24 protein-coding genes and 1 pseudogene are annotated in these 25,675 nt (G+C 53.3%); 18 read left to right on the forward strand and 7 right to left on the reverse strand.

Annotated features, from left to right (window positions below; translation table 11 throughout):
* Positions 1–206 precede the first annotated feature (206 nt).
* The 7 genes from ffh (at position 207) to ACOQPM_RS25880 (ending at position 7,459) form a co-directional block, all read left to right on the forward strand.
* Positions 207–1,550 (forward strand): signal recognition particle protein, encoded by a 1,344-nt coding sequence (gene ffh / locus ACOQPM_RS25850; protein WP_420631279.1) that lies wholly within the window; start codon positions 207–209, stop codon positions 1,548–1,550.
* Positions 1,551–1,636: 86 nt separating this feature from the next.
* A complete protein-coding gene (gene rpsP, locus ACOQPM_RS25855) occupies positions 1,637–2,203 on the forward strand; it encodes a 30S ribosomal protein S16 (RefSeq protein WP_420631280.1) in 567 nt (188 codons plus the stop codon).
* Between the two features lie 8 nt (positions 2,204–2,211).
* A complete protein-coding gene (locus ACOQPM_RS25860; RefSeq protein ID WP_420631281.1) occupies positions 2,212–2,454 on the forward strand; it encodes a KH domain-containing protein in 243 nt (80 codons plus the stop codon).
* Positions 2,455–2,530: 76 nt separating this feature from the next.
* Positions 2,531–3,070, forward strand: a complete 540-nt coding sequence (rimM, locus tag ACOQPM_RS25865) for a ribosome maturation factor RimM (RefSeq protein ID WP_420631282.1) — start codon at positions 2,531–2,533, stop codon at positions 3,068–3,070.
* Between the two features lie 91 nt (positions 3,071–3,161).
* Positions 3,162–5,858, forward strand: a complete 2,697-nt coding sequence (gene acnA / locus ACOQPM_RS25870; protein WP_420631283.1) for an aconitate hydratase AcnA — start codon at positions 3,162–3,164, stop codon at positions 5,856–5,858.
* Between the two features lie 131 nt (positions 5,859–5,989).
* Positions 5,990–6,541: a Uma2 family endonuclease gene (locus ACOQPM_RS25875; protein ID WP_420631284.1), complete on the forward strand. Its 552-nt coding sequence runs from the start codon at positions 5,990–5,992 to the stop codon at positions 6,539–6,541.
* Between the two features lie 72 nt (positions 6,542–6,613).
* Positions 6,614–7,459, forward strand: coding sequence for a serine hydrolase (locus ACOQPM_RS25880; RefSeq protein ID WP_420631285.1), 846 nt, complete (start codon positions 6,614–6,616; stop codon positions 7,457–7,459).
* A gap of 48 nt (positions 7,460–7,507) precedes the next feature.
* On the opposite strand, the gene ACOQPM_RS25885 is transcribed toward ACOQPM_RS25880, so the two are convergent.
* Entirely contained in the window at positions 7,508–8,083 is a 576-nt protein-coding gene (locus ACOQPM_RS25885; protein ID WP_420631286.1) for a hypothetical protein, read from the reverse strand.
* Positions 8,084–8,248: 165 nt separating this feature from the next.
* Here ACOQPM_RS25885 and ACOQPM_RS25890 point away from each other — a divergent pair, with 165 nt between their 5' ends.
* The 8 genes and pseudogenes from ACOQPM_RS25890 to ACOQPM_RS25925 all read left to right on the forward strand — a co-directional run bounded on the left by ACOQPM_RS25890 (position 8,249) and on the right by ACOQPM_RS25925 (position 14,973).
* Positions 8,249–8,545 carry a hypothetical protein gene (locus ACOQPM_RS25890; protein ID WP_420631287.1) on the forward strand — a complete coding sequence of 99 codons (297 nt, stop codon included), beginning with the start codon at positions 8,249–8,251 and terminating at the stop codon, positions 8,543–8,545.
* Between the two features lie 12 nt (positions 8,546–8,557).
* A pseudogene (locus tag ACOQPM_RS25895) lies at positions 8,558–8,926 on the forward strand (DsbA family protein); the annotation flags it as partial.
* 144 nt (positions 8,927–9,070) lie between these two features.
* Positions 9,071–9,553, forward strand: a complete 483-nt coding sequence (locus ACOQPM_RS25900) for a peptidylprolyl isomerase (protein ID WP_420632422.1) — start codon at positions 9,071–9,073, stop codon at positions 9,551–9,553.
* A complete protein-coding gene (locus ACOQPM_RS25905) occupies positions 9,553–10,269 on the forward strand; it encodes a hypothetical protein (RefSeq protein WP_420631288.1) in 717 nt (238 codons plus the stop codon). The genes ACOQPM_RS25900 and ACOQPM_RS25905 overlap by 1 nt, the downstream gene beginning before the upstream one ends.
* Before the next feature lie 12 nt (positions 10,270–10,281).
* Positions 10,282–11,796: an MGH1-like glycoside hydrolase domain-containing protein gene (locus tag ACOQPM_RS25910; RefSeq protein WP_420631289.1), complete on the forward strand. Its 1,515-nt coding sequence runs from the start codon at positions 10,282–10,284 to the stop codon at positions 11,794–11,796.
* Positions 11,797–11,826: 30 nt separating this feature from the next.
* Positions 11,827–12,594: an endonuclease/exonuclease/phosphatase family protein gene (locus tag ACOQPM_RS25915; protein ID WP_420631290.1), complete on the forward strand. Its 768-nt coding sequence runs from the start codon at positions 11,827–11,829 to the stop codon at positions 12,592–12,594.
* A 19-nt stretch (positions 12,595–12,613) separates the two neighbouring features.
* Entirely contained in the window at positions 12,614–13,867 is a 1,254-nt protein-coding gene (gene thrC, locus ACOQPM_RS25920; RefSeq protein WP_420631291.1) for a threonine synthase, read from the forward strand.
* Between the two features lie 122 nt (positions 13,868–13,989).
* Positions 13,990–14,973, forward strand: coding sequence for a glycosyltransferase family 2 protein (locus ACOQPM_RS25925; protein WP_420631292.1), 984 nt, complete (start codon positions 13,990–13,992; stop codon positions 14,971–14,973).
* Between the two features lie 11 nt (positions 14,974–14,984).
* On the opposite strand, the gene moaA is transcribed toward ACOQPM_RS25925, so the two are convergent.
* Positions 14,985–16,010 carry a GTP 3',8-cyclase MoaA gene (moaA, locus tag ACOQPM_RS25930; RefSeq protein WP_420631293.1) on the reverse strand — a complete coding sequence of 342 codons (1,026 nt, stop codon included), beginning with the start codon at positions 16,008–16,010 and terminating at the stop codon, positions 14,985–14,987.
* 306 nt (positions 16,011–16,316) lie between these two features.
* Here moaA and ACOQPM_RS25935 point away from each other — a divergent pair, with 306 nt between their 5' ends.
* Together ACOQPM_RS25935 and ACOQPM_RS25940 are read left to right on the forward strand one after the other, a co-directional pair.
* The gene (locus ACOQPM_RS25935; protein WP_420631294.1) at positions 16,317–17,384 is read left to right on the forward strand and encodes an LCP family protein; all 1,068 of its coding nucleotides are present in this window, start codon (positions 16,317–16,319) and stop codon (positions 17,382–17,384) included.
* A gap of 67 nt (positions 17,385–17,451) precedes the next feature.
* Positions 17,452–19,314: a bifunctional homocysteine S-methyltransferase/methylenetetrahydrofolate reductase gene (locus tag ACOQPM_RS25940; RefSeq protein WP_420631295.1), complete on the forward strand. Its 1,863-nt coding sequence runs from the start codon at positions 17,452–17,454 to the stop codon at positions 19,312–19,314.
* Between the two features lie 85 nt (positions 19,315–19,399).
* Here ACOQPM_RS25940 and ACOQPM_RS25945 read toward each other — a convergent pair whose 3' ends face one another.
* Genes ACOQPM_RS25945 through ACOQPM_RS25955 form a run of 3 tightly spaced genes read right to left on the reverse strand, consistent with a single transcriptional unit; the run spans position 19,400 to position 22,446 of the window.
* Positions 19,400–20,584, reverse strand: coding sequence for a CAP domain-containing protein (locus ACOQPM_RS25945; RefSeq protein ID WP_420631296.1), 1,185 nt, complete (start codon positions 20,582–20,584; stop codon positions 19,400–19,402).
* Between the two features lie 51 nt (positions 20,585–20,635).
* Positions 20,636–21,796 carry an SH3 domain-containing protein gene (locus ACOQPM_RS25950; RefSeq protein WP_420631297.1) on the reverse strand — a complete coding sequence of 387 codons (1,161 nt, stop codon included), beginning with the start codon at positions 21,794–21,796 and terminating at the stop codon, positions 20,636–20,638.
* A 41-nt stretch (positions 21,797–21,837) separates the two neighbouring features.
* On the reverse strand, positions 21,838–22,446 hold the full coding sequence (locus ACOQPM_RS25955; RefSeq protein WP_420631298.1) for an HAD family hydrolase: 609 nt from the start codon (positions 22,444–22,446) through the stop codon (positions 21,838–21,840).
* 381 nt (positions 22,447–22,827) lie between these two features.
* Between ACOQPM_RS25955 and ACOQPM_RS25960 the strand changes: the two genes are divergently transcribed.
* Positions 22,828–23,007: a hypothetical protein gene (locus ACOQPM_RS25960; RefSeq protein WP_420631299.1), complete on the forward strand. Its 180-nt coding sequence runs from the start codon at positions 22,828–22,830 to the stop codon at positions 23,005–23,007.
* A gap of 118 nt (positions 23,008–23,125) precedes the next feature.
* On the opposite strand, the gene ACOQPM_RS25965 is transcribed toward ACOQPM_RS25960, so the two are convergent.
* Entirely contained in the window at positions 23,126–23,623 is a 498-nt protein-coding gene (locus tag ACOQPM_RS25965) for a hypothetical protein (RefSeq protein ID WP_420631300.1), read from the reverse strand.
* Positions 23,620–25,605, reverse strand: coding sequence for a methylmalonyl-CoA mutase family protein (locus tag ACOQPM_RS25970; RefSeq protein WP_420631301.1), 1,986 nt, complete (start codon positions 25,603–25,605; stop codon positions 23,620–23,622). The genes ACOQPM_RS25965 and ACOQPM_RS25970 overlap by 4 nt, the downstream gene beginning before the upstream one ends.
* Positions 25,606–25,675: the final 70 nt, after the last annotated feature.

Raw genomic sequence — 25,675 nt, forward strand, 5'->3', positions numbered from 1 at the left:
GCCCGTCTGCAAAACAACATAATCTTTTTGCAGCAAATGCAGCAACGTTAACCACCAATAGAGTTGAGCAAATAACGGGTTAATACCATTATTGACCCGTTTATTTTTGTCTCAGGATAAGCAACAGAGGTGACAGTCACTTGGTTTGAATTGCCACCTTTGGAGAAGCGACTGTCACCTTAGGAAGCAGTTAGTAAGGAATAGCAGTGTTTGAATCATTAGGCAACCGCCTGCAAAGCGTTTTTGATGGCTTGCAGCGGCGGGGCAAACTTACGGAAGCAGACGTAGACAAGGCAATGCGCGAAGTGCGCTTGGCTTTGCTGGAAGCAGACGTAAACTTCAAGGTTGTGAAAAGCTTCGTAGCCCGCGTGCGTGAACGCGCCGTTGGCCAAGAAGTGATGCGTAGCCTAACCCCCGGCCAGCAAGTGGTGAAGATCGTTCAGGAAGAGCTAGTGGAAACGCTGGGCGAGCCAGGGCGGTTGAACTTGGGAATGCAATCCCCGGCGGTGATTATGCTGGTGGGGCTGCAAGGTGCCGGTAAAACCACAATGGCGGGCAAATTGGCACTCCATTTACGCAAACAGGGCAGACGGCCGTTGCTCGTTGGGGCAGATGTGTACCGCCCTGCAGCTATCGAGCAGCTACAAACCCTGGGTCGCCAGCTAGACATCCCCGTCTACGACGAAGGGCCTGATGGAAATCCCGTGGACGTTTGTGCCAATGGTGTGAAAAAAGCTGTTGCTATCGGTGCCACAACAGTGATTTTGGATACGGCCGGTCGTCTCAATATTGATGAGATGATGATGGGCGAGATCAAGGCAATCAAGGCCAAAGTTAGCCCGGTAGAAACCCTGCTGGTAGCCGATGCTATGACGGGCCAACAAGCTGTTCGTGTAGCCACCGACTTTAATGAAGCAGTACAAATTACCGGCCTGATCATGACCAAAATTGATGGTGATGCGCGGGGTGGTGCAGCAATTTCCATGCGAGAAGTGACCGGCGTGCCGATCAAGTTTCTGGGTACAGGCGAAAAGCTGAATGCCATTGAGGAATTCCACCCAGATCGGTTGTCTAGCCGCATTTTGGGCATGGGTGATGTGCTAACGCTCATCGAGCGGGCGCAGGAAGAGCTGGATCAGGAAGAAGCTGAAAAAGCTGGCAAGAAGATGCTGCAAGGTGACTTCAACCTGGAAGATTTCCTGAACCAGATGCAGCAAATCAAGCGTTTGGGGCCAATTGGTCAGCTCCTGGAAATGATTCCGGGCATGAACAAGATGGCCAAAGATGTAGATTTAAGCGGCGCAGAGGGCGATTTGAAGCGCATTGAGGCAATCATCTACTCGATGACACCACAAGAGCGGCGCAATCCCAAAATTCTGAAAGCAAGCCGCAAACGGCGGGTGGCAGCAGGGTCTGGCACCACCGTACAGGATGTGAACGCACTGCTGAAGCAGTTCCGCGAAATGAAGAAAATGATGAAGCAACTCACCAAAGGCCGCGGGCGTGGCTTGCGGAATTTGATGGGTGGTATGGGCGGCTTTGGTTCATAAGTTTAGTGATTAGTAATCGGTTCTCAGTAATCGGTGCTGATGCAAATATGAAAATATTATCTTGAAGTAAGTGGAGATTAGGATAGATGTTAAAAATTCGTTTGAGCCGTAGAGGCAAGAAAAAACAACCCAGCTATCGTGTCGTGGTCGCCGATGTGAATTCCAAGCGAGACGGCCGTATCGTCGAGCGTATTGGTCATTACAACCCGCTCACCGAACCGGCTGAGTTCACAATTAAGGAAGACCGCGCTTTGCACTGGTTGAACGTTGGCGCACAACCCACAGACGCTGTTCGCCGACTGCTGGACAAGCAAGGCACGTTTGATCGCTTGGGTCGGATGCGTGCTGGCGAATCTGTTGAGATTTTGGCCGCAGAGGTATCTGGCGTTGTTGTTGCTGCACCGGAGGCTGTGGAAGAAGTTGTGGGAGCAGAAGAAACGGCCGAAGAAGAAACCGTGGTTGAAAAAGTGGTTGAAGCTGTGAAAGATGTCGCTGCCGACGCTGTAGAGAAAGTCGAAGAGGCTGTGGAAGCGGTTGCTGAGACTGTTGAAGACGTTGTTGACGGTGACGATGACGACGAAGAGGCAGAGACCGAAGAAGAAGCTGCGGATGAAGCAACTGCCGAGGCAGCAGACGACGAGGAAGAAGCGTAGATAACCTCATGAAAGACCTCGTTGAGTATGTTGTTAAATCGCTGGTTGAATCGCCCGATGACGTTTCGATTGAACAGTTTGAAGAGCAAAACGAAACGGTTCTGGAGATCACCGTTGCTGGCCCGGATATGGGGCGGGTGATTGGCAAAAGCGGCCGTGTGATTAACGCAATTCGCACTCTGGCACAGGTGGCTGCAGCCAAACAGGGCACGCGCGTTGCGGTTGAACTTGTAGAAACTGGCAATCGGTAAATTTTGCCCGCTTGCGGCTTTGTATAGATAAAATGACCTCGCTTTGGCGAGGTTTTCTCGTTTCGGTAACTGATTTATGAAGAAAAAACAGTCTGTTCCAGCCAATTTTGATGACCTCGGATTTATTGTGATTGGGGTGATTACCAAGCCGCACGGGGTTCGTGGGGAGGTGCGGGTGAAGCCGCTCACAGATGAACCAGCGCGGTTTACATGGCTAGAGCAACTGTATGTTGGGGCCGACGATCCCCAGCCGATGGCGGTTGAGCAGGCGCGGGTGCATCAGGAGATGGTTTTGTTGAAGCTAACGGCCGTTTCCAATCGATCTCAGGCGGAATCTTTGCGTGGTGAGTGGCTGATGGTGCCGGAGGAGGAAGCATTGTCGCTAGAAGAGGGGGAATATTTCCTCTTTCAGCTTGAAGGACTCACCGTCATCACCGCCGATGGCGAAACGCTAGGCACGCTTACCAGCATCATCGAAACTGGAGCCAACAACGTGTTTGTGGTGCAGGGCGAGCATGGTGAACTGCTACTGCCGGATATTGATGATGTGGTGCAGGAGATTGATTTTGACAACGGCCGTATGATTGTCACCCTATTGCCCGGCCTACTTCCGTGATGTGATCGGTGAGCTGACGCTCATGCCGTCTCCTACGTAATCCGCTATAATACCCCCAAGTTACAAACCGGATAAACCACGAGGTAAAAACATGAGCAAACTATTCGATCACTTCGGTGCGCGTGCCAAGCTGCCCGGCACCGACGTTACCTACTATCAACTCAGCAAACTGTCCCAATTTGGCAATATTGATCATCTACCATTCTCCATTAAAGTGCTGCTAGAAGCCTTACTTCGCACCTGCGACGGTTACGAAGTCAATCCTGAAGATGTAGAAAACTTGGCCAAATGGAAAGCCAAAAATCCACAAAAAGATGAGCTCCCCTTTAAACCAGGGCGCGTTATTTTGCAGGATTTCACTGGCGTGCCGGCCGTGGTGGATTTAGCCGCCATGCGTTCTGCAATGGCTCGCTTGGGTGGCGACCCCAAGAAAATCAACCCCATCGTGCCCGTGGATTTGGTTATTGACCATTCCGTGCAGGTAGACCAATTTGGCTCTGCCGCCGCGCTGTTTTTTAACGCCGAGCGTGAATTTGTGCGGAACCGAGAACGGTATGAATTCCTCAAGTGGGGGCGAGAAGCGTTTGAGAATTTCAGCGTGGTGCCACCAGCTACCGGCATTGTTCACCAGGTAAACCTGGAGTATTTGGGCAAGGTGGTGATGACCAAGCAGGAAGGAGACGACACAGTTGCCTTCCCCGACAGCTTGGTGGGCACAGATTCCCACACGACGATGATCAACGGCCTTGGCGTGGTAGGCTGGGGCGTGGGCGGCATCGAGGCTGAGGCCGTCATGCTGGGTCAACCAATTTACATGCTCACCCCAGAGGTGATTGGCGTGCGCCTGACGGGGGCCATGCCAGAAGGTGCCACCGCCACCGATTTGGTGTTGGTGGTGACTGAATTGCTGCGCCAGAAGGGCGTGGTGGGCAAATTTGTAGAATTTTTTGGCCCTGGCCTCAGCAGCATGACGTTGGCAGACCGCGCTACGATTGCCAATATGTGTCCTGAGTACGGCGCAACGGTGGGCTACTTTCCGGTGGATGACGAGACGCTCAACTATATGCGGAACACGGGTCGTTCTGAAGAATTGGTTGATCTGGTAGAAAAATACAGCAAAGCGCAGGGTCTCTTCCGCAGCGACGACATGCCTGACCCTGAATTTACTGACGTGGTGGAGCTGGATTTGAGTACGGTGCAGCCCAGTTTAGCAGGGCCGAAACGGCCGCAAGACCGCATCGTTCTCTCTGAGATGAAAGCCAAATACCGGGAATCGTTATTAGCACCCGTTGGCCCGCAGGGAATTGGCTTGCAAGAAGATGAGTTGGGGCGAACGGCCGTTGTCGCCAACGGACGCGACGTAGAAATTGGACACGGCGCGGTGGTCATTGCTGCCATCACGAGCTGCACCAACACCTCCAACCCCAGCGTCATGCTCGGCGCAGGTTTGGTGGCAAAGAAAGCTGTCGAAGCCGGTTTGAAAGTACATCCGTATGTGAAAACCAGTCTGGCTCCTGGCTCCCGCGTGGTGGAAGATTATCTCAAGAAATCGGGGCTTTTGCCTTACCTGGAGCAGTTGGGCTTTCATATTGTGGGCTTTGGCTGCACCACCTGTATTGGCAACTCCGGCCCGCTGCCGGAACCAGTGAGCAACGCCATTCAGGAAGGCGATTTGGTTGTCTCTTCTGTACTCAGCGGTAATCGCAATTTTGAAGGGCGCGTTCACCCGCTTACCAAAACCAACTACCTGGCTTCCCCGCCGCTGGTAGTCGCCTACGCCCTGGCTGGCACTACAGACATTGACCTGACGACTGATCCCATCGGCACAAACGAAGCTGGCGATCCGGTTTACCTAAAAGATATTTGGCCCAGCAGCCAGGAAGTCAGCGAAACGGTGCTAAAAACGATGTCGGCCGATATGTTTCATACCCAATATGGCAACGTGTATGATGGCAATGAGGAATGGAACAAGATTCCGGTACATGGCGGTGAAATTTATGCCTGGAGCGAGGATTCGACCTACATTCAAGAACCACCATTCTTTACTGAGCTGACGCCGGACGTGCAGCCCATCGCCAACATCGAAAATGCGCGTGTTTTGGTGAAAGTCGGTCATTCGGTGACCACTGATCATATTTCCCCGGCGGGTGCGATTTCGCGCAACAGCCCAGCGGCCAAATATATGCTGGAGCGGGACGTTGCGCCGCAATATTTCAACTCTTACGGCTCGCGGCGGGGCAACGACCGGGTGATGACGCGCGGCACGTTTGCCAATGTGCGGCTGCGGAACCGGATGGCTCCCGGCACCGAAGGTGGCTGGACAACGTATCTGCCTGCGGACGAAGTTACCACGATGTACGACGCCTCGCTGAAATATAAGGCTGATGGCACACCGCTGGTGGTGCTGGCTGGCAAGGATTACGGTATGGGTAGCTCACGTGACTGGGCGGCCAAAGGTACGTTGTTGCTGGGCGTGAAGATGGTGATTGCAGAAAGCTACGAGCGGATTCATCGCAGTAATTTGGTGGGCATGGGCGTGTTGCCTTTGCAATATCAGGATGGCGATACGGCTGAATCGCTAGGTCTCGACGGCACAGAAATTTTCTCAACCGTGAATCTGACGGACGAGGTGAAGCCGCTGCAAACAATCACGATTCGGGCGATGAAGGCAGACGGCCGTACCATCACCTTCGACACGCTTTGCCGCATTGATACCCCGGTAGAAGTGGATTACTATCGCAATGGGGGCATCCTGCATACCGTTTTGCGTAACTTTTTGAAAGAATAAATTTGCCACAGAGGGCACAGAGATTTTTGAGAGAATGTTGTCTTTATTCTCGCTTTTTCTGTGTGGCTGGCTAGGCTTGTCACAGCAGGAGTCTTGCATGATTGTGTATAATATTCTCGGAGGTGATGCCAATGGCTATTGCGGAACTCACAAAAAAGCTCATAACCGGTGAAGAGCTCTTGGAACTGGAGGGTATTGGGCCTTGTGAGCTGGTAGCTGGGGAAATTGTCAAAATGAGTCCGACGAATGTAGAACATGCTTTTTTGGAAAGCGAAATTGCTGCGCTTTTGCGAAATTTTGTTGCGAGACAAAAAACTGGATGGGTGCTCACTGGAGAAGTGGGGGTTTACACCCAACGAAACCCTGATTCTATCCGTGCCGGGGATGTTGTGTTTATCTCCAAAGAACGGGCATCGAAACGGCCGCGTCGCGGGTTTCTGGAAATTGCTCCGGAATTGGTGGTGGAGATTGTGTCTCCCAATGATCGTTGGGCTGATTTGCATGACAAGATTGACGAATATTTTGGTATCGGCGTGCAGTGGGTGTGGGTTGTTGAACCTACCCGCCAGGTCATTCGTGTTTATCGTGCGCCCACCCAAGTAGAGATTGTGGCCGAGCAACTGCAAGGTGAAGGCGTTTTGGCAGGATTTGAACTTTCAGTGACCGATTTGTTTGCCGAATAAGTATCTGATTTTCACATTTAGCACAGGAGATGGCTGACAACGGCCGTTTCCTGTGCTTTTTTGTTGGGAGGCATGAAGGTGGGTTTGGATAAACAGATTCGGGAAATTTGTGAGGCGTTTAACGGCCGTATCGGCCTTGCTGCCACCAATTTGCAAACAGAAGAAACCATTGGCTACCACGCCGAGGAGGTATTCCCCACCGCCAGCGTCATCAAGCTGCCGGTGCTGCTGACACTGATGCAGCAGGTGGAAGATGGACTGTGCAGTCTGGACGAGCCGCTCATGCTACGCCGCGCAGACCAAATTGGTGGTAGCGGCCTTTTACAGCATCTTTCTCCAGGTCTCACCATGCCCATTCGTGATTGGGCCTTTCTGATGATGAACGTTAGCGATAATCTGGCAACCAATGTGCTCATTGACCACGTCGGCTTACAAAATGTGCAAGAATGGCTAGCTGATAATCAGTACCCAGACGTGCAGCTACACCGCAAAATTGATTTTGATATTCTGAAAACAGATCAAAATGAGTTGGGGACGGCCACGCCTGCCGGATTGACACGGATGATAACGGCCGTTTTCCAACAGAAACATATCTCTCCCACCGCCTGCACAGAAATGTTGCGTACAATGAACAAGGTGGGTGCAGACAGAATTGGGCGTTATCTGCCGTTTGAGCATTGGGACAGTGATGTGCCGGAGGATGAAAAGCTGCGGCTGGCAGGAAAAACAGGCTCTCTAGTGGGTACGCGGGCGCAAACGGCCGTTATCTGGCGTGACAAAGCTGGTGAACGGCGCGGGTTTACAATTACCGTGATGACTGAGGGCAATCCTGAACCAGAGCTGTGGAACCCGGATGCCCCTGGCGTATTGGCGATCGGCCGTTTGGCGCGAGCAATTTATGATGCGTGGATGGCGTAGAATGTAATTAGGTAATTGACATAATTGCTCAATTACTTAATATCTCAATTACTCTTCAGCGATCCAGCCCAGTGCTTCGGCATTTCCCAAGTAGCCAGAATCAATTTGTAGTCGGAAATGGGCACTGGTGGGGCAGCCGCAGGCGGCACAAACCGCCAACTCGGTCATCTCTGAGGCTTCAACCGGAATACCAAATGCGACCATATCGGCAACGGCCGTTTGCAAATCGGGTGTCGTTGGTGCTTCGGCACATTGTTCCCCTACAGGCTTTATCACCCAACCGAGCGAGCCGCTGGCTTCCGGGTATGGATTGGGTGCTGGAACGGTTGGAGGAAGCTCATATCCCTCTGGCAATGGTGTGGGCGTTGGGAGTGGAGGATAGCCTTCTTCTGGCGAGCTGTCTGGTTCAATCGGATCACTAATTGGCCGCGGAGTTAAGGTAGCGCGTGGGAACACATCTGGTTCTGCCTCTAAATTTGAGCCGGGGTCAACCTCATTTAATCCACCGCCCTCATCTTGGGCTGGGTCTGGTGCCGGGTTATCATCCTCGATAGCTGGGGCGCAGGAAACGGCCGTAAGCCCCACTATTGCTACTAAAACTAGAATCCAAAAAAATCGTCTCACAATACACTCCTACGAAAATAATGCGTATTTTATATTGCCAAAAATGACGGAATACGCAATACGCAATTAGAAACTTGTTCATGATTTGCTTATCGTTACAAGATTGTAACAAAATGCGCTATCATTTGGAAAAACGATATAGTACTGAATACGAGGAGAGCGTTTATGAAGAAAGCAGTATGGCTGTTGGTGTTACTCACCCTCATGGCCTGTGGCCCTTCCACGACAGAACTAGCACCACCAGAAACCAACGCCAATAATGATACGGCCGTTTCCACCACCAACGAAACCGCGGATACTAACGAAACATTTAGCAACCCATCCCTCCCTGCTGCTACCAATCTCGATGGATTTGTTCCTGCAAATAGCATGGAGCAAGCCATACAAGCAAGAGAGCAAGATTGGGGCAAGGGGGCAGCCGATCCCTTAGTGGTTATCATCGAATATGGTGACTTTCAATGACCGGGCTGCGCGGCCTTTTCGGCTGTGCTGGCGCGTCTGGTAGACGCCTACCCGGATCACGTACAAATTATTTACCGTCACTTTCCACTTAATCGCTTACATGCCAATGCCCAAAAATCGGCTGAAGCAGCCGAGGCAGCCGGGGCGCAAGGAGCGTTCTGGGAATATCACGATGCCCTGTTTGAACAACAAAGCGAATGGGCCAGCCTAGATGAAACGGCCGCTCACGATTATTTTGTAAACCTGGCCAATGAATTGGGGCTGGATGGCGCTGCCCTGGGTGCCGCCTTGGATGACAATACCTACGCTGAATACGTTACTGCGCTGGAAGCCGAATCCATTGCCATTGGCCTGGGCGGAACCCCCAGCGTCATTGTAGATGGCGTGCCCATCCCCAACGTACCATACGATTACAACGTTTGGGATGACTACGTTCAGCAACGCCTTGCCAGCGTCGAATTTGAAGCGGCCGTTGCCGAAGCACAAGCCGCCCTCGCCGAAATTCAGTATGATGCACCCCCGCCCATGACCATTGATGAGGATGCCAGCTACACGGCCACTATCGTTTTGGAAAAAGGCGGCGAGATTGTCATTGAACTTCTGCCCCAATCTGCCCCAGAAACGGTTAACAACTTTGTCTTTTTGGCAGAAGAAGGCTGGTACGATGGCATCACTTTTCATCGCGTCATTCCGGGGTTTATGGCCCAAACGGGCGATCCAACCGGGCTGGGCATTGGTGACCCCGGCTACGCTATCAGCGATGAGTTCGACCCTGCGCTTTCTCACAACGGCCCCGGCGTGGTTTCGATGGCCAACTCTGGCCCGAACACGGGTGGTAGCCAATTCTTCATTACGACCGGTGCGGCTACCCATCTAGATGGCTTGCACGCCATTTTTGGCCGCGTGGTAGAAGGGCAAGATGTGTTAGAAGGCATTACGCAGCGCGAGGACCCCAGCGCGCCAGAAGGTGATCGCATCGTGACGATTACCATTGAGAAGGGAGAATAATGAGGCATTCAATTAAAAGTCTCGCGGGTTTTCTGCTCTTGTTCTGTTTTACCGCGCTGGCTTGTACCATTCCCGGTACGGATTCATCTGATAATAGTGGTGATGCTGAAGCAACGCCGTCTTTCACAGATGATTCGGCAACGTTTGTGCTTGCCTATACGTTTGATTTAGAGCCAGGGAGTACCGTGCCTGGTTCACAGTTGCATTATGTGGGCAAGAGCGGGGATTTGTACGAGGTTACTATCAATGGAGAGCCAGCACAAAAGCGGGTTGGCGATTCATTTATCTGGAGTGGCATTGTGGCTCCTAACGTTCATGCCAACTACAATTTGCGTCTTGTAGAAGTTTTTAACACGCAGGCTTTGGGTACCGTGGACGTTACGGTTTTAAATCCGGTGCCGGTTGCTTTGGCCAGCATGCCAGATTGGCCCGATGCCATCCGGTATAACAACATCCTCCTGACGCATAGTGTGTCGGTGGGTGAAACAATTCCGGGAACCACGATGACTTATGATGGCGTATCCACCCAGGGTGACGTTTCCTCGGCTCGGCTTACTGGCCTGACAGGGCATCCTTTGTTTGCCACTGGTGACTCCATTACCTGGATTGGCACTTTGCAAGAAAATGTGGCGATTCGGTACACGTTTCGGGTAGCTACTTTTAGCGAGAACAGCTTGCAGTTAGGTGCCACGGCCGAAATGTTGGTAAATCGGTAGGAGTTTGCTTTTATGCCGCAGCCGCATCCAAAGTTTGAACGGCCGTCTGACCCCATCGTTGCTCAAAATCAGTTTCGTCAGCAGACGGCCGTCTTGCAAACGTGGCCCTCTTTTAACAAGGCAAAGGCGCAGCTACCCCGGCCCGTCTTGCCGGAACATACCGCCTGGGTACAGCTTTATTGGCACACCTGGGAATTAGCCTGGCACAATTTGCGCCAGCCGGCCCCTGATGCAGGCTTTGTGGCCAACTATCTGGATGCGGGTACAGAACCGTTCCTGTTTATGTGGGACAGCGCGTTTATGAGTCAGTTTGGACTATACGGCCGTCGCGCTTTTGACTTTACCGGCAATCTGGATAATTTATACGCCAAACAGCACAGCGATGGCTTCATCTGCCGCCAAATTGATTTGGCCACTGGGGATGATTTCTTTTACCCGTTTGATCCGAACGGCACCGGGCCGAACGTTTTGGCCTGGGCTGAGTGGCGACACTATCGCTTTACTGGGGACGACGACCGTTTGGCCAAAGTGTTCCCCGCGCTCGTTGGGTATCATCGCTGGTGCCGAGCCAACCGCACTTGGCCCAACGGCCTGCATTGGGCTACCGGACACAGCAGCGGCATGAGCAACCAGCCTCGCGTGCCCAATAGCAGCTTCCAGCACCGCCATTGGACGTGGGTAGATGCGTCTATGCAGGCCGCCTTGAGCAGCTTGGTTTTGGCACAGATGGCGACGCTGCTGAAAGAAGAAAAATTAGCGACTGCATTGGAGGCAGAACACAGCCGCCTAAGCGAACAAATTAACGAACAGCTTTGGAATGAAGCAACCCAATTTTACCAGGATGTGGATCCAGACGGCCGTTTCAGCCCTGTAAAATCTGTTGCCGCTTACTGGGGCTTGCTCGACGCCACCTTAATTCCTGAAAAGCGACGCGAACCATTTGTGAAGGCACTGCGAGAAAATTGGACGTTTAAGTTGACGCATCGCATTCCCAGCCAGTCGGCCGACAGCGAGGGCTATAATTTCGAGACTGGAAATTATTGGCGGGGAGGCGTTTGGCCAGCGACCAATTTCATGGTGTTGCGTGGCTTACGCAAAATTGGGCAGCATGGTTTAGCGCACGAGATTGCCGTGAATCATCTAACAAACGTGGCCGAGGTGTACGCTCAGACCCAGGCGCTTTGGGAAAATTACTCACCAGAAACGGCCGCTCCCGGCGATCCTGCTGCCAAAAATCCTATCGGCATGGCCGGGCTGACACCAATTGCCATTTTGCTAGAGGACGTGATTGGCCTGACGGTGGATTGGCCGCAGCGTCGTGTTTTTTGGGATCGGCGGCTGGAAAGTGAACGGCCGTATGGCGTTGAGAATTATCCGCTAGGGCCAGACGGAACGCTCTCGATGGTGGCTGATGCGGCCAAGCTGACGCTCTCAACCGATGTTCCTTTTACCCTGACCCTACGGGACGCAACGCAGTCATTGCAAACGGCCGTGCCCAGCGGCACTACAGAAATCAATTTGGAATAACTCGCCACTTGCAAACTCGCAAACTTTTTAATGAACATGCCACAAATAACAGTCGCCACCATTAACCTACGCAACCGAGCCGACCGCTGGCGCGAACGACGCCATTTGTTGGTGGCGCAACTGCTAGACGCCTCGCCCAACTTAATTAGCCTGCAAGAGATTAGCTTTCCCATTGCCCAGGGGCGTTGGATTCGTAACCAATTAAATGCAAGATTGCCAGAGGGGGTACGGCCGTATCGGCTCATTCAGCTTCGTAAGCAACATCCCGTCAATCGGTACCTGGAAGGCATTGGCGTTCTCGCCAACTTGCCTCTTTTGTACTCAGATAGCCTCAATCTGGGTTATGGCGGGCGCGTCGCCCTGCGCGTTAACGTCGAGTTGAGCAACCGCCAGCCGCTCGATTTTGTTGCCACTCATCTGCATCATGTTGCTGCAGAGAAGGAGGCACGGCAGGAGCAGGCACTCATGCTCACCGGCTGGCTATCTGACCGTCGCCCGGTTCCTGCCCAAGTGGTGGCCGGCGATTTCAACGAGCTACCCAGTGGCCCCGCTATCCAAATTATGAAGCAGCGGTTCCGCTCTGCGTACCAACAGCGGCATGGGTCAGAGCCATTGGCCACTTTCCCTACCGCGCTGCTGCCGCTGGGCGACTGGTCTGGCTGCCTGGACTACATTTTTGTCTCTAGCGGCATTCGCCAGGTGCCCGCGGCCAAAATCTTTTGCGACAAACCAGACCCGGACGATGACACGCTGTACCCGTCTGACCATGTAGGGCTGCAGGCAACCCTAGAAATTTAAGCACCAGGAAAAATTCGCTATGAAAAATGTCACAGGACTGCGCTGCGTCATTTGCCAAAAGATTTACCAACCCGATGAGGTTCTCTATGTCTGTCCCGACCACGGCAACGAGGGCATTCTGGACGTGCAGTACGATTACGATGCCATTCGTGCTGACCTCGACGGACAGTTGCCAGAGGCCAGCGGAGGGATGTTTGCCTATCGGCCGTTTTTGCCAGTAGCAGAAGATGTGCCCATACCACCGCTGGTGGTGGGCGGCACACCGCTGCAAGAAGCTTCCCGTTTGGCTGAGGCAGCGGGTGTGGCTGAACTTTGGCTTAAGGATGACGGCCGTAACCCCACCGCCTCTCTCAAAGACCGCGCTAGCGCCATCGCCATCATGAAAGCGCAAGAATTGGGAGCCGAGATTGTAACCACCGCCAGCACGGGCAACGCTGCTGCTGCCCTGGCTGGGTTAGCTGCCAGTGTGGGGCAGAAAACCGTGATCTTCGTGCCTAAATCAGCCCCTGCCGCCAAAATTGCCCAGCTACTCGTTTACGGTGCAATGGTCTTGCTCGTTGAAGGCACCTATGATGATGCCTTTGACTTGTGTTTGGCGGCGACCGAAAAATTTGGCTGGTACTGTCGCAACACGGGCTATAATCCGTACATGGCGGAGGGCAAGAAAACCGTGACTTTTGAGCTGTACGCGCAACTTAAACAACAGAGGGCAGCTAACTTGCCGCCCATCACGCATCTGTTTGTGTCTGTAGGTGATGGCTGCATTATCAGCGGCGTGTATAAAGGTTTACGGGATTTGGTGGCTACTGGCTTTTTGGCGCACATGCCCAAAATCATTGGTGTGCAGGCCGAGGGGTCGGCTTATTTACATGATGCCTGGAACAACAATGAGAATGTGCTGACGAAGCCGCCCATTGCTGCCAACACGGTAGCGGACAGCATCAGTGCGGGATTACCGCGAGACCGGATTAAAGCGATGACGGCCGTTCGCCAAAGCAATGGTGCCTTCATCAAAGTTACCGATGAGCAAATTTTGGCGGCGATTCCGGCGTTAGCACAAGGCAGCGGGGTTTTTGCCGAACCAGCTTCGGCGGCAACGTATGCTGGGTTTTTGAAAGCAGCGCAAACTGGCCTCATTCGCTCTGAAGCGCGGGTGTCGCTTATTCTTACAGGCAACGGACTGAAAGACGTTAATTCCGCCATGAAATCTGTGGGTAAAGCAATGACCGTGCCGCCAGAGATTACGGCCGTAGAGCGCATACTCATCAACTAAATTACCAATGTTATGCAGTGTAGATTTCAAAAGTCTTGCTTCTCTCTGTTGATAAGCAAATAGTCCTGAAGACTTTTGAAATCTTTTCCAGAGTAAGTGCGTAACATCAGTGAATAATTAACATGAACGAATCTACCCAACAAAAACCAATAATTTCTATCGTTTCCCCTGTATACAATGAAGAAGCAGTTCTCGTTGAACTCCATCGCCGCGTTAGCCAGGTAATGGATCAGCAAGATGAACTGTGGGAGCTGGTACTGGTTAACGACGGCAGCCGAGACCGCTCTGCAGAAATCATTGACGAGCTGCATCAGAAAGACCCGCGAGTAAAAGGCATCAGCTTTTCGCGCAATTTTGGCTTTCAGGTGGCCGTCACCGCTGGGCTAAACCACGCTCAGGGGGATGCCGTCATCCTCACCGACGCCGATTTGCAAGACCCGCCTGAAGTGTACCCGGAAATGATTGCCAAGTGGCGCGAGGGGTACGAAGTGGTGTACGGCGTTCGCGCCAGCCGCGAGGGGGAAACGTGGTTCAAGTTATTCACCGCCAAGGTGTTCTATCGGCTCATTCGCCGCATCACCAAGATAGATATTCCGCTGGATACGGGCGATTTCCGCCTGATGGATCGGCGCGTGGTGCAGGCGATTAACAATATGCCGGAGCGCAACCGCTTCTTACGGGGCATGATTCCCTGGGTGGGCTTTAAGCAAACTGGGGTGGAATATGAGCGAGCCGTTCGCTTTGCTGGAGAATCTAAATTTGGCAGCGTGCGCCAAATGCTGCCCTTCGCTCTGGATGCAATTACGAGCTTCTCTTACCTGCCGCTGCAGTTGGCGACTTATTTAGGATTTATCATAGCCATCATCAGCGGCTTGGCGATTTTGACGGTTGTTTTGGTGCGATTGTTTGGCCCTGAAAGCCCGCTGCTCGGTCAGGCGACAACGCTTGTTTCGGTGCTATTTTTGGGAGGCGTACAGCTCATCAGCCTGGGCATCATTGGTGAATATTTGGGGCGGATTTATGATGAGGTGAAGGGACGGCCGTTGTACCTGGTAGATAAAAAGTGGGGCTTCTCCGAAGAGAAATCCGCAGATTCCACAGATTAGCGCAGATTATTTTACCCACCCAAGCGGTACATTTCTGCGCCTTTGGCGGGGAGGCGGGTAAAGGAGGTGCGTAGCTCGGAGTAGCGGTCGGTGCGGCGTTGCCAGACGCCGCCGATGCGTTGCAGCATCTCATCATCGCTGGCTCCGGCGCGCAAAGGGGCGCGTAAATCGGTGCCTTTGTGGGCGAAGAGGCAGGTGTAGTACTCTCCAGCGCTGGAAAGGCGGGCGCGGGTGCAGTCGCCACAGAATGGCTTGGTGACGGAGGCGATAATGCCAATTTCCCCTTCGCCATCCAGGTAGCGGTAGCGATTGGCCACCTCCCCTTCGTAGTTTGGTGGCACAGGTTCCAGAGGCATTTCGGCATCAATCATGGCCAGAATTTCTTCGGCCGTCACCACATCATCCAGCTTCCAGCCATTTAAGTTTCCCACATCCATGTACTCGATGTAGCGTACAATATGGCCGCTGTCTTTGAAGTAACGTGCCAAATCAACCAGGGTGTGGTCGTTGACCCCTTTTTTGACGACGCAGTTAATTTTCATATTGGTGAATCCAGCGGCTTCGGCGGCTTCTAATCCTTGCAATACGCGCTCGACGGTGGCGCGACGGCCGTTCAATACCTGAAACACCTCATTATCTAACGAATCCAAACTGATGGTGAGCCGATGAAGTCCGGCTTCTTTGAGAGCTTGAGCCTGCTTGGGCAGGTAGTAGGCGTTGGTAGTCAGGGCTAAATCTTCGATGCCGGGAATTTGCGCCAGACGAGCTACGAGCGCGGGTAAGTTGGGGCGAATGAGGGGTTCGCCGCCCGTCAAGCGGAATTTGGTGACGCCAAGCTGGGCAAACAGCGTGGCCAGCCGCACAATCTCATCATCGGTGAGCAGTTCATCTTTGTTGAGAAAGTTGTAATCTGCGCCAAAAATTTCGGCCGGCATGCAGTAGGGGCAGCGAAAGTTGCATTTGTCAATAACAGAGATGCGTAAGTCGCGCACGGGACGGCCGAATTTATCTACGATGGCTTGTGGGGTCGGACTCATAACAGTTTCTCGCTCGTTGATCTCAGGTATGGCAAATCTACCGCAAAACGGCCGTAAGTCAACGATTTTTTCGTAAAGGTTCAGACTTTTGAAGTTTTTTCTGTGGAATATGCTGAATTTGTCACAAAACTTCAAAAGTCTCCGAATCGCTGTAGGCAAGGGGGTTCGTAGGGGAATCACACTATTTTCATCCCGTGCAACGGCCGTTTCCGTGTATAATGCAGCCTGTTTTGAAATTTAAATTTTTGCCACAGAGTTAATCTCTTTTTCCTCTTGTGATCTCTGTGGCCTGTTTAGGAGTTTGATTTGCGAAGCTCACAACCTGTTTTACCCGGCTGGCTTACCTACATGATTTCTGTCGCCTTTGTCTTCTCTGGCATTGCGGTGGTGGTGTTTGCCTACTTTACGTTTCGGGTCATGCTGAATCGGCCGTTGAACCCACTGGAAGAATCAGTAGCGGCCGTGGCGGGCGTAGATTTGTCGCTGGGACAGTCTGGCCCGTCTAATGTACCCACGTTGGTTCCTGGCCAGCCAACCCCCACGCTCATTCCCACCAGCGAACCGTGGGCAGGTGAGGATCGTGTTAATATCTTGCTCATGGGCATTGACCGCCGCCCGGGCGAGGCCTTCATTTCCCGCACCGACACGATGATGCTCGTCTCACTAGACCCGGCTACCGAAACGGCCTCCATTTTGTCCATTCCCCGCGATTTGTATGTGTTGATTCCTGGGCATGGCCGTGATCGCATCAACACCGCTTTTGTATACGGATCGGCTGGAAATAATCCAGTTGGCGGGGCGGCGCTGGCAATGCAAACGGTGGAATACAACCTAGGTGTGCCGGTGAACCATTACGTTTTGGTAGATTTTACGGCCGTCATCAACGGCATCAACGCGTTGGGCGGCATTGATGTAAATGTCCCCGTCGCCATTAACGATCCTACGTATCCCGACATGAATTATGGCTTCGATCCGCTATTCATCCCTGCCGGATTGAACCATTTTGACGGGGCGATGGCCTTAAAATATGCACGCACCCGTCACCAAGACAACGATTTTGGGCGGGCGGCACGGCAGCAGCAGGTGATTTTGGCTGTGCGGCAAAAAGCCGCGGCATTGGGCTTTACCGGACTTGTTGCTCAAGCCGGAACGCTGTACCAGCAGGTAGAAAATGGCATCCGCACCGATTTGAGCCTGGAGCAGATGATTCGGCTAGCAACGGCCGCCAATAGCATAGACTCAGAAGATATCCGTAACGACGTGCTGGATTTTGATTACGTTTCTAGCCATCGCACTGAAACCGGGGCGCAGGTGCTGATTTTGGAGAATGACAAAGCGGCCGTTTTGATTCAGGAACTTTTTTATAGCGAGTGAGCAAGTATGCAAGTGGATTTCGTACTTGTACACTCGCAAACTTGCAGACTTGCAAACACAAAAAAATATGAACCGACAAACTTTCACTTCCCGGCTGCGCGAGCGGCCGTTTTTGTTTGATGGGGCGATGGGCACCTTGCTGCACAGTCGCGGCATCTCGATGGAAACCAGCTTCGATGGCATTAACCTGACCCAGCCCGCCATCGTCGCCGACATTCACCGCGCCTACATCAACGCCGGAGCCGACATCATCGAGACGAACAGTTTTGGTGCCAATCGGTACAAGCTGGTGGAGTATGGCTTGCAGCATCAGGTGCGCCAGATTAACCGGGCGGCGGTGAACATTGCTCGGCGCGTCATCGGCAGTGCCTTCCGCGAGGTGTGGTTAGCAGGATCGGTAGGGCCGCTGGGGGTGCGTCTGGCGCCGCTGGGTCGCGTCTCGCTGGCAGAGGCGGCAGAGGCGTTTAATGAGCAGATTGAGGCATTGCTGGCAGAGGGTGTGGATTTGCTGGTGCTGGAAACGATGTCTGACCTGCATGAAATGGAAACGGCCGTTACCGTTGCTCGTCAGTTTGCCCCAGAGTTGCCCATCATTACCCAAATGACTTTTACCCGCGATGATCGTACGCTGCTGGGGCACGCGCCCAGTGTGGTGGCCGAGCGGCTGGCCGCGCTGGATGTGGATGCCATTGGGGTCAATTGTAGCGGTGGCCCGGCGCAGGTGCTGCGCCTGCTGCGGATCATGCACCAGATTGCGCCAGATAAGCTGCTGGCCGCTGCTCCCAACGCTGGCTGGCCAGAGCAAACGGAGCGGGGGCGGGTGCTGTACCCCGCCACGCCGGACTATTTTTGGCAATACACCCATGCCTTGGTGGAGGCGGGTGCGGTGCTGGTAGGTGGCTGCTGCGGCACCAATGAGGCGCATATCGCCGCCATGCGCCACGCTCTAGACCATCCCCTCCCGTCCCCCATCCCGCTGCCAGATGTGCAGATTGTGACCCAGGCGGAGGAGAAAACGGCCGTCCTCGATCCACCCACCCAGCTCGCACAGAATTTGGGGAACGGCCGTTACGTTGTCACCGTAGAAATGAGCCCACCCAAAGGTATTGGCACCCAGCGGCTCATCGAAGGGGCGCACATGCTCAAGGAAGCCGGGGCGAATTTGCTAAATCTGGCAGACAGCCCGCTGGCGCGATTGCGGATGAGTGCCTGGGCAGCGGCTCACCTGGTGCAAAAATCTGTGGGATTAGAAACGGTGTTGCACTTCCCGACGCGAGGGCGCAACTTGCTGCGGATTCAAGGGGATCTGCTGGCGGCTTACGCCATGGGCATTCGCAACTTGTTTGTGACGATGGGCGATCCCACCCAAATTGGGGATTATCCCGAAGCGATGGACAGCTACGACATTGTGCCAACGGGGCTAATTCACCTGATTAAGCAGCAGTTTAACAGCGGGCGAGACAAAGCGGGTAACGCCATTGACCAGCCAACCAACTTCATGGTGGGCTGCGCCCTAAGCCTAACGCCTGCCGACCCTGAGCGCGAAATGAAACTACTGCGGCGCAAAATTCGCAACGGGGCCGATTTTGCCCTGACGCAGCCCGTGTTTGATCCAGTGGCTGCCAAGCAGTTTGTGGATTTGTATGGAGCAACTTACGAGGAGAAAATGCTGCCGATCATTGTGGGCATTAAGCCGCTGTACAACGGCCGTAACGCCGAATTTCTGCACCACGAAGTGCCAGGCATGTCAATTCCCAAATTGCTGAGGCAGCGCATGGCCACTGCCACCGACCCGCAGCAGGAGGGGGTAGCCATTGCCCAGGAGATTTTGGAGGCAGTGCGGCCGTTTACGCAAGGTGTTTATCTCATGCCAGCGTTCGGTCGGTATGATTTGGTGGCGAATGTGATGGATGGATTGCGTGGCAAGTAGATTTGTAGTGATTGGCAGCGAAGCGAATGAACGCGAATTGGCACGAATTTTTCGCGGAAATTCGCGCCAATTCGCTGAAAATGATTTAGTAGTCAGCGGGAGGTGAGACGGCCGTAAATGTCCATTCAATCGTCTCACCATTGACCGTGACGCTGGCGGTGTAGGTTTCGCCGACGGTTAGCGGGCTGGCGGGGATGAGTACAATCGCATCTTGTTTATCCAAAATGTTGCGCCCCTGCTGCTGCTGGTACTGGTTGCTGTTGAAATAGTTGGTTTCATCCAGCGCACAGTGGGTAATAAACGCGCCATTGCTGCTGGTGAGCGACGTTTGCGTCACGCTGGGGGTTACATCGCCACTACCAAGTTGCAGCACCAGCGGTGGCCCCACTGGCTTTTGCAGCCCAGAGCAAGAGGTGAGCGGGTTGGGGAATTCGGGCAGGCTGTAGCTAAGCACCCAAATTTCGCCGCCATCTTGCGGGAAGGTGACGGGGTAAGTGAGTCCGGCGGGCAAATCGCCCAAATCTCGCTTACTAGAAATATCCAGCGTTGCCGTCATTTTGAAGCTGTGGCTGGCATCGCGGAAGACGCCATAGCCAATTTGGGTGAGAAGAGGATTGAGCATCGGCACAGCGTGGAAGGGGGCGGTAATCCAGTAATCAATCGGCCACAGATCAGATGCGCCATCCCAGCCGCTAACGGCGATATTGCCATTTTGCCCTGCCTCGTTGCCTGATTCAGAGTAGCCTGCACTGTTGGGGTCTTCGGCGTGGACGGTGCTGCTGTTGAGCATCATATATTGGCTGTGGGCGGCGGCTCCGGCAGACCAGGCCAGATTTTCTGTAAGCTGGGGCAGGCCAGCTTGGGTACGGAACTGGTTGAAGTAGCGCAGCCAGTCTGGGCCGGGGACGTTTGTGGGTACGGCCGTTGGCGGGGGCGGCATGGTGGCCGTGGGGGCGGGCGTGGCGGTTGGTTCCGCGACGGCCGTTGGTTCTTGTGTAGCCGGCAAGGTAGCTGTGGGGAGGAACGTAGCCGTTGCTGTTGGCTCATTCGTAGCTGTGGGCAAAGTAGTGGCGGTTGCCGTTGGTGGCAGATTGGTGGCAGTGGCACTTGGCAGCGCGGCGACTTCATCGTTGCTGCTGGTGGGGGGAACGGCCGTTTCGCCATTGCTGCTTCGCGACATCAACAACAAAACAATTAAAACCACGTTTAACAAGCCAGAAAGAGTTAAACCGATGCGGTATGGATTTGATTGAGTGCCATTACTCGACATAATAATTTTCCTAATAAGAGTGCGATTTCAGAGAGAAATTGCATTTTTCACTTACGCTTTGGTGACAAACCAGGCGGCGATGTACCCTTTGCGACCCGTAACGGTTTGCACGTTGAGCCATTGGTTTCTTTGCCCAATTTTGCTGGCGGCATTGTCACCTTCAATGACAAGCAGCTCTGTGCCGAAGGGCAGGTAGGCAATAAGGGTGTTGCTAGCCACGCGCGGTTCCGTGCGTAGCGACACGCTGGAGGCACTGGTTTTGACAACCAGCTTACTAGGGCTGGAGGGGGCATTGGCGTGGCGAGTGCGGTGGCTACCCAGGGCGGGGTCGGAGACGGCCGTTATATACCACGCCGCCACATATCCCTCTTTCCCTTCAATTTCGCGTACTCGGAACCAGTTGTTGCGCTTGCCAATTTTACTTTTTGCTTTGGCCACATCGTCTAGCACAACCAGTTTGCTGCTTTGCGGCAAATATTTCAGCACCTTGGAACCAGAAATGCGGGGCTTGTCACGCAGCGTAAGCCCGTTGACGGTAGGGGAGATGACGAGGGTTTCGCTTTCATCGGAGGCGGCAGGGTTAGAAACTGCTTGCCCTGAGCTGCTCAACGGTGTTGAGCTTGTCAGAGGAGGCGTTGTCGTCGTGGTTGTTGGCGCGGGTTTACTCGTTGCGCTGGTTTTGGGCGCTTGCAGCGTACCTGTGCCGAAGAAAATGATCTCCTGGATGATTTGAGCAGCCTTGCCCGCAAAGCCAAAGCGACCCACCAATGTCGGCGGTTTGTCTGGGCTGTTGTACGGATCCCACATCTGGTAATCGGAGCCAGATTTTTTGTGCAAAACCACCCAATGGCTCTGGATGCCTGTGGCTGGCGAGTAATCAACCCGCACGGCTGCCAGCGAGCCGCCGGCCAGGGCAGCGTCAATCTCGTCTAGCGGCGCATCCTGATTGTGGCATTCGATTCGTTTTTGGTAATTCACGTTAGGGAAGGCGGCATTGATGCGAAACGCACGCACCCACGGCCCCTGGAAGCCGTTGTTTTGCTTCATCTTGTCATTAAAGGAGGCAACCGTCTCGTTGCCGCCAAAATGGTTGCCGATTATGGCCAAACTGGTGACCAAACAGCCAAATTTGCCGATGGTTTCGGTACGGCCGTTGCCCATAATTTTGTTTTCCCAGCGGGGATCATTCTGAAAAAGCTGCCTGCTTGCCATTAATTTTTCTCCTGGAAATATCGTATTGTTTATGTTAATGGTTAACCTGACGAAACGCCTAACTGCTGCAAGGTGTGGGGCAAATCAAGGCTCGGTTGGAAATGAATGGCAGCTAGACCGACGTTTTGGGCTGCCACTACGTTGTGCAAAAAGTCATCAATAAACAGTGCCTCTTCTGGGCTGCGCCTCAGGCGAGTCAATGCACGGTGGAAGATTTCCGGGTCGGGCTTCATCACCTTTTCTTCGCAAGAGATGATGATTTCGTCAAAGAGGGCAGCAATTTTGAACTGCTCGGTGAGTTCGGGGCGAAGGTTGCTGGCGTAGTTGCTGATGATGGCGGTTTGGTACTGCTTTTTGAGTTGCTGAATGAGGGCAACCAGCTCCCAGTCTAGTTCATCCCCAGCCCAGAAGCCGTGGCGGAAAGCGGCCGTTTCCTCCGACGATAAGTTCAAATGGGAACCAATCCAGCGCCACAGTGCTGGCTCTGTAATGTCACCCCGCTGCGCTTTTTGCCCCATCTCACTGTTGAAAACCAATGCCTCAGCGCCACCTCGTTCCAGCCCCAGACGTGCTTCCCATTGCTGCCGAGGAGTGTGGTCTTCTGTACGCAGCAAAACACCGCCTACATCAAAAATGATTGCTTGAATCATCAACTATCCTTAAATGTATTATTTGTGATTTTGAGGTTTTGTTGTCGGTTTCGTGTGAATGGGGCTTCACGATGATGACAATGCACTACGCGGGAAACGTAGCATAGTTCGCATATACCTGTCAATAGGTAAACATAAAAATAGAAAGACGATTGGTTATCCTGGCTATGCCTTGTCATGTTCTTTACGAAATCTTCACCTAGAATTGCAGCTTGCACGACACATTTTGTCAGAAAATTTCGTTAATATGAGTATGTAATGCCCAATAAATGGCGTTGCATACAGTTTCGCAAACAACTCGTTTAGTGCAGATTCACAAAAGTCCTGCACCATCGCTAAAAGAAAAAATGAAAAGGCTTATCAATTTATAGGAGGTTCGTTATGAACGAATCAATGCAGAAAAGCATAAACTGGCACCCTTTGGGTATTCAGGGTCAAACGTTGCAGGGTGGGCTGGTGATTGTCTGTAGGCAAACGGCCGCACCACCCCGCACGTTTCTCACGATTGATCAATCTGAGAGTTACGGCTTTCGCCGTGATGCCCGTGTGATCAACCTCTAGTAGTCTCCGTCATCGCCAGGATGCGGGGGAACGGCTGGAAGTTGGCACACGACACTTCCAGCGAGAGCCAAAACCACTAATTTATTACAACTGAAAATCTTTGGGTAAGTGCATTGTGCTACACGGTTTGATGATGCCTGACGCCATTTTGGATAAACTGTTTTGCTTGCTCAAAATCTGCATCTGTGGCAAAAGCATTCCTGGGCAACCAATGTGACACAACTCTGTGCGTGTAAAGTAAAATACCTGCGTCGCTAATGAGTGCATCTTCCATATTCATCCAGGCTTGCGAAAACTCTCTGGCTGGTGTTTGCCCTGTTAAACCCTGTTTGTTGAGCTGCCAAACCATCTCGCTGCCCAAGATTGGTACTCTGCTGGCGTTTCTCTTGGCAAGTTGTTGCAGGATGCTGGGGACTGCCATCATAAAAAGCCCAGGTAGCAAAAGCGGCATGACGTTTATGAGTGATCCTACCTGAGAAATGTTGACGATTGCGAAAATGACAAGCAGGCCACCTAGATAAGGCAAGATTTTGATGAATCGCTGCCGATATTTGGCATGTAGCAGAAATCCTTGCAGGACGATTTCTTTTGTGAGGGTAACTCTGGCTTCAATCATAGGCTCATTTCCTTTTGCAGCCATTGGTTCAGTGCCAGGCAATCTGCACCCAAGTAGATGAAAGCATCAATGCCAGCGGCTTTGTGAGCTTCAATTTGGGCTTTGGGGTAGCCTGCCAAAATCAGGGCGGCGTCTGGCTGTTGCGCTTTGATGGCTTGCGCCAGCGTCGGCACAATCTCCGGGTAGGTGTTATCGGTGGAGCAGATGACGACGGCATTGGCTCCGGACGCAAGCGCGGCTTCGGCTGCAGCCGCGGGTGATTCAAACCCGCTAGGGTTTAGCAGCTCAAAGCCACCCACTTCAAAAAAGCCCCGCGTAAAGTCGGCCCGGGCTTTGTGCTGGCGCAACGACCCCATGTTGGCCAAAAAGATTTGGGGCGGATGACCATGCTTTTGGGCATACGCCTCTGCTTTTCGGCGAAGCTGAACGAAAGGTGCATCTGGATGGAACGGCCGTAACCCATCCACCACTACTTTTTCTTTCCCATCGAAAAGTGCATCGCTCAACTGCTCTAGCGTCGCACCTGCTTCGGCGGCGGCGATGGCCTGATCCATCTGCTCAGTAGGAGTGGCGGCGGTTAATACGGCCAGCGCAGGTTCGGGATTCCGTTCTGGTTGTCGGCTGAGCATGATCGGTTCCTGTTCTGGCTGTGGCAGCGGTTTTTCACCCACGTTAGGGTACATGTTGGTGCCCACCATGACGGCTTTACGTTTGGCTAAATCTTTTTGCCGGGCAACGGCCGTTGCCCCAATTTGCTCCTGAATCATTCCAGCCCTCAGAGCAGCCACCACGCCGCCCGCCGCTTCAATTTCCTGAAAATAAGTCCAGCCGCGCTGGGCCAGTTCGTCCGTCAGGTATTCTACCAGGTGCGCGCCACCTGCCGGATCAACCAGTCGGGACAGATTGACCTCTTCTTGCAAAATGATTTGCACATTACGGGCAATGCGCCGCGAGAAGTTATTGGGTTGGCGTTGCGAGGCGTCGAACGGGGCGATTTGGATGCTGTTTGCGCCGCCCAGCGCTGCGGCGAACGCTTCAGTGGTGGCACGCAGCATGTTCACATGAGGATCTAGCTTGCTCTTGCTGCTAAAGCTGGTTTGGGCGTGGATATTCAATTTTTCGGCAGCTTCGTCACCGCCGAAAGCCGCCACCATCTGTGCCCAGACGGTGCGGGCGGCGCGCAGTTTGGCAATTTCCATGAAAAAGTCGCTGCCAATGCTGAATACGGCCGTTATCCGCCTCGCAATCTCATCAATTGCCAGGCCGCGCTGCTGAAGCTGCCGGATGTGGTGAACGGCCGTTGCCAGCAGCAGCCCAGTTTCTTGCACTGCGTTGGCGCCACAGTCGCGGTAGATGGCCGGCATGACGGCCAGGGTGTGCAGCTTGGGGGCATGTGTGTTGGCCCATTGGGTGAGGACGGCCGTTTGGTTATACAAAGCGTCGAGCGGTTGGCTGCCTTCTGCTGCTAGCCAGGCAATCGGATCGTGCAGCAAGCTGCCGCGCAAGTTGGCTAAATTTTCGCCTTGTGCTGCAGCCAATTGTGCCAACACGGGCAGACCGTGCTGCCCAAGCAAAAAGAGCGGCGTTTGGGCTAAATCAACGTCGGCGAAGATGGTGCGGAGATCGTCGGCGGTGAAATGAGCTTCTGGTACCCAGAAAACGGCCGTTTGCCCATGTGCCAAATCGTGCCGTAGCTGTTCATTTAGCTGGTGCGGTTGACCCTCTGCCAGCCTTTGGGCAATGAGCCACGGCTTGCCAGACTCTATACCGCGCCGATAAGGTGGCTGGTTGGGTACGGCCGTTTGGCGCGGCGCAGTGGCATTCAGCAAGGGGTCAATGGGAATGCCTTCGTAACTGTGATGGGTTAACTTTTCGATTGGCTTACCTTTTAGCGAGGCAACCGTGGCGGCAATCCATTCTTCGGCGGTAGGTGGGGTAAATTCAGCAAAAAGTAATCTGTTTACTTGCGAATCATCAGACATGAACGATTTCTCCCTAGTTTGCATATTGTACCGATGTATCGTAAATGTCTCAATTTTGTCTGTCGAATGA

This window comes from Candidatus Leptofilum sp., assembly GCF_965223525.1.
In the GTDB taxonomy this organism is placed as follows: domain Bacteria; phylum Chloroflexota; class Anaerolineae; order Promineifilales; family Promineifilaceae; genus Leptofilum.

Bases quoted from the DNA above. Each gene is read 5' to 3' on its own strand.
- moaA (WP_420631293.1), bottom strand. From the start codon at position 16,010: ATGAGTCCGACCCCACAAGCCATCGTAGATAAATTCGGCCGTCCCGTG.
- ACOQPM_RS25940 (WP_420631295.1), top strand. From the start codon at position 17,452: ATGAACCGACAAACTTTCACTTCCCGGCTGCGCGAGCGGCCGTTTTTG.
- ACOQPM_RS25970 (WP_420631301.1), bottom strand. From the start codon at position 25,605: ATGTCTGATGATTCGCAAGTAAACAGATTACTTTTTGCTGAATTTACC.
- ACOQPM_RS25910 (WP_420631289.1), top strand. From the start codon at position 10,282: ATGCCGCAGCCGCATCCAAAGTTTGAACGGCCGTCTGACCCCATCGTT.
- ACOQPM_RS25945 (WP_420631296.1), bottom strand. From the start codon at position 20,584: ATGTCGAGTAATGGCACTCAATCAAATCCATACCGCATCGGTTTAACT.
- acnA (WP_420631283.1), top strand. From the start codon at position 3,162: ATGAGCAAACTATTCGATCACTTCGGTGCGCGTGCCAAGCTGCCCGGC.
- thrC (WP_420631291.1), top strand. From the start codon at position 12,614: ATGAAAAATGTCACAGGACTGCGCTGCGTCATTTGCCAAAAGATTTAC.
- ACOQPM_RS25880 (WP_420631285.1), top strand. From the start codon at position 6,614: ATGAAGGTGGGTTTGGATAAACAGATTCGGGAAATTTGTGAGGCGTTT.
- rpsP (WP_420631280.1), top strand. From the start codon at position 1,637: ATGTTAAAAATTCGTTTGAGCCGTAGAGGCAAGAAAAAACAACCCAGC.
- ACOQPM_RS25915 (WP_420631290.1), top strand. From the start codon at position 11,827: ATGAACATGCCACAAATAACAGTCGCCACCATTAACCTACGCAACCGA.
- ACOQPM_RS25890 (WP_420631287.1), top strand. From the start codon at position 8,249: ATGAAGAAAGCAGTATGGCTGTTGGTGTTACTCACCCTCATGGCCTGT.
- ACOQPM_RS25860 (WP_420631281.1), top strand. From the start codon at position 2,212: ATGAAAGACCTCGTTGAGTATGTTGTTAAATCGCTGGTTGAATCGCCC.
- ACOQPM_RS25960 (WP_420631299.1), top strand. From the start codon at position 22,828: ATGAACGAATCAATGCAGAAAAGCATAAACTGGCACCCTTTGGGTATT.
- ACOQPM_RS25905 (WP_420631288.1), top strand. From the start codon at position 9,553: ATGAGGCATTCAATTAAAAGTCTCGCGGGTTTTCTGCTCTTGTTCTGT.
- rimM (WP_420631282.1), top strand. From the start codon at position 2,531: ATGAAGAAAAAACAGTCTGTTCCAGCCAATTTTGATGACCTCGGATTT.
- ACOQPM_RS25955 (WP_420631298.1), bottom strand. From the start codon at position 22,446: ATGATTCAAGCAATCATTTTTGATGTAGGCGGTGTTTTGCTGCGTACA.
- ACOQPM_RS25900 (WP_420632422.1), top strand. From the start codon at position 9,071: ATGACCATTGATGAGGATGCCAGCTACACGGCCACTATCGTTTTGGAA.
- ACOQPM_RS25950 (WP_420631297.1), bottom strand. From the start codon at position 21,796: ATGGCAAGCAGGCAGCTTTTTCAGAATGATCCCCGCTGGGAAAACAAA.
- ACOQPM_RS25925 (WP_420631292.1), top strand. From the start codon at position 13,990: ATGAACGAATCTACCCAACAAAAACCAATAATTTCTATCGTTTCCCCT.
- ACOQPM_RS25965 (WP_420631300.1), bottom strand. From the start codon at position 23,623: ATGATTGAAGCCAGAGTTACCCTCACAAAAGAAATCGTCCTGCAAGGA.
- ACOQPM_RS25875 (WP_420631284.1), top strand. From the start codon at position 5,990: ATGGCTATTGCGGAACTCACAAAAAAGCTCATAACCGGTGAAGAGCTC.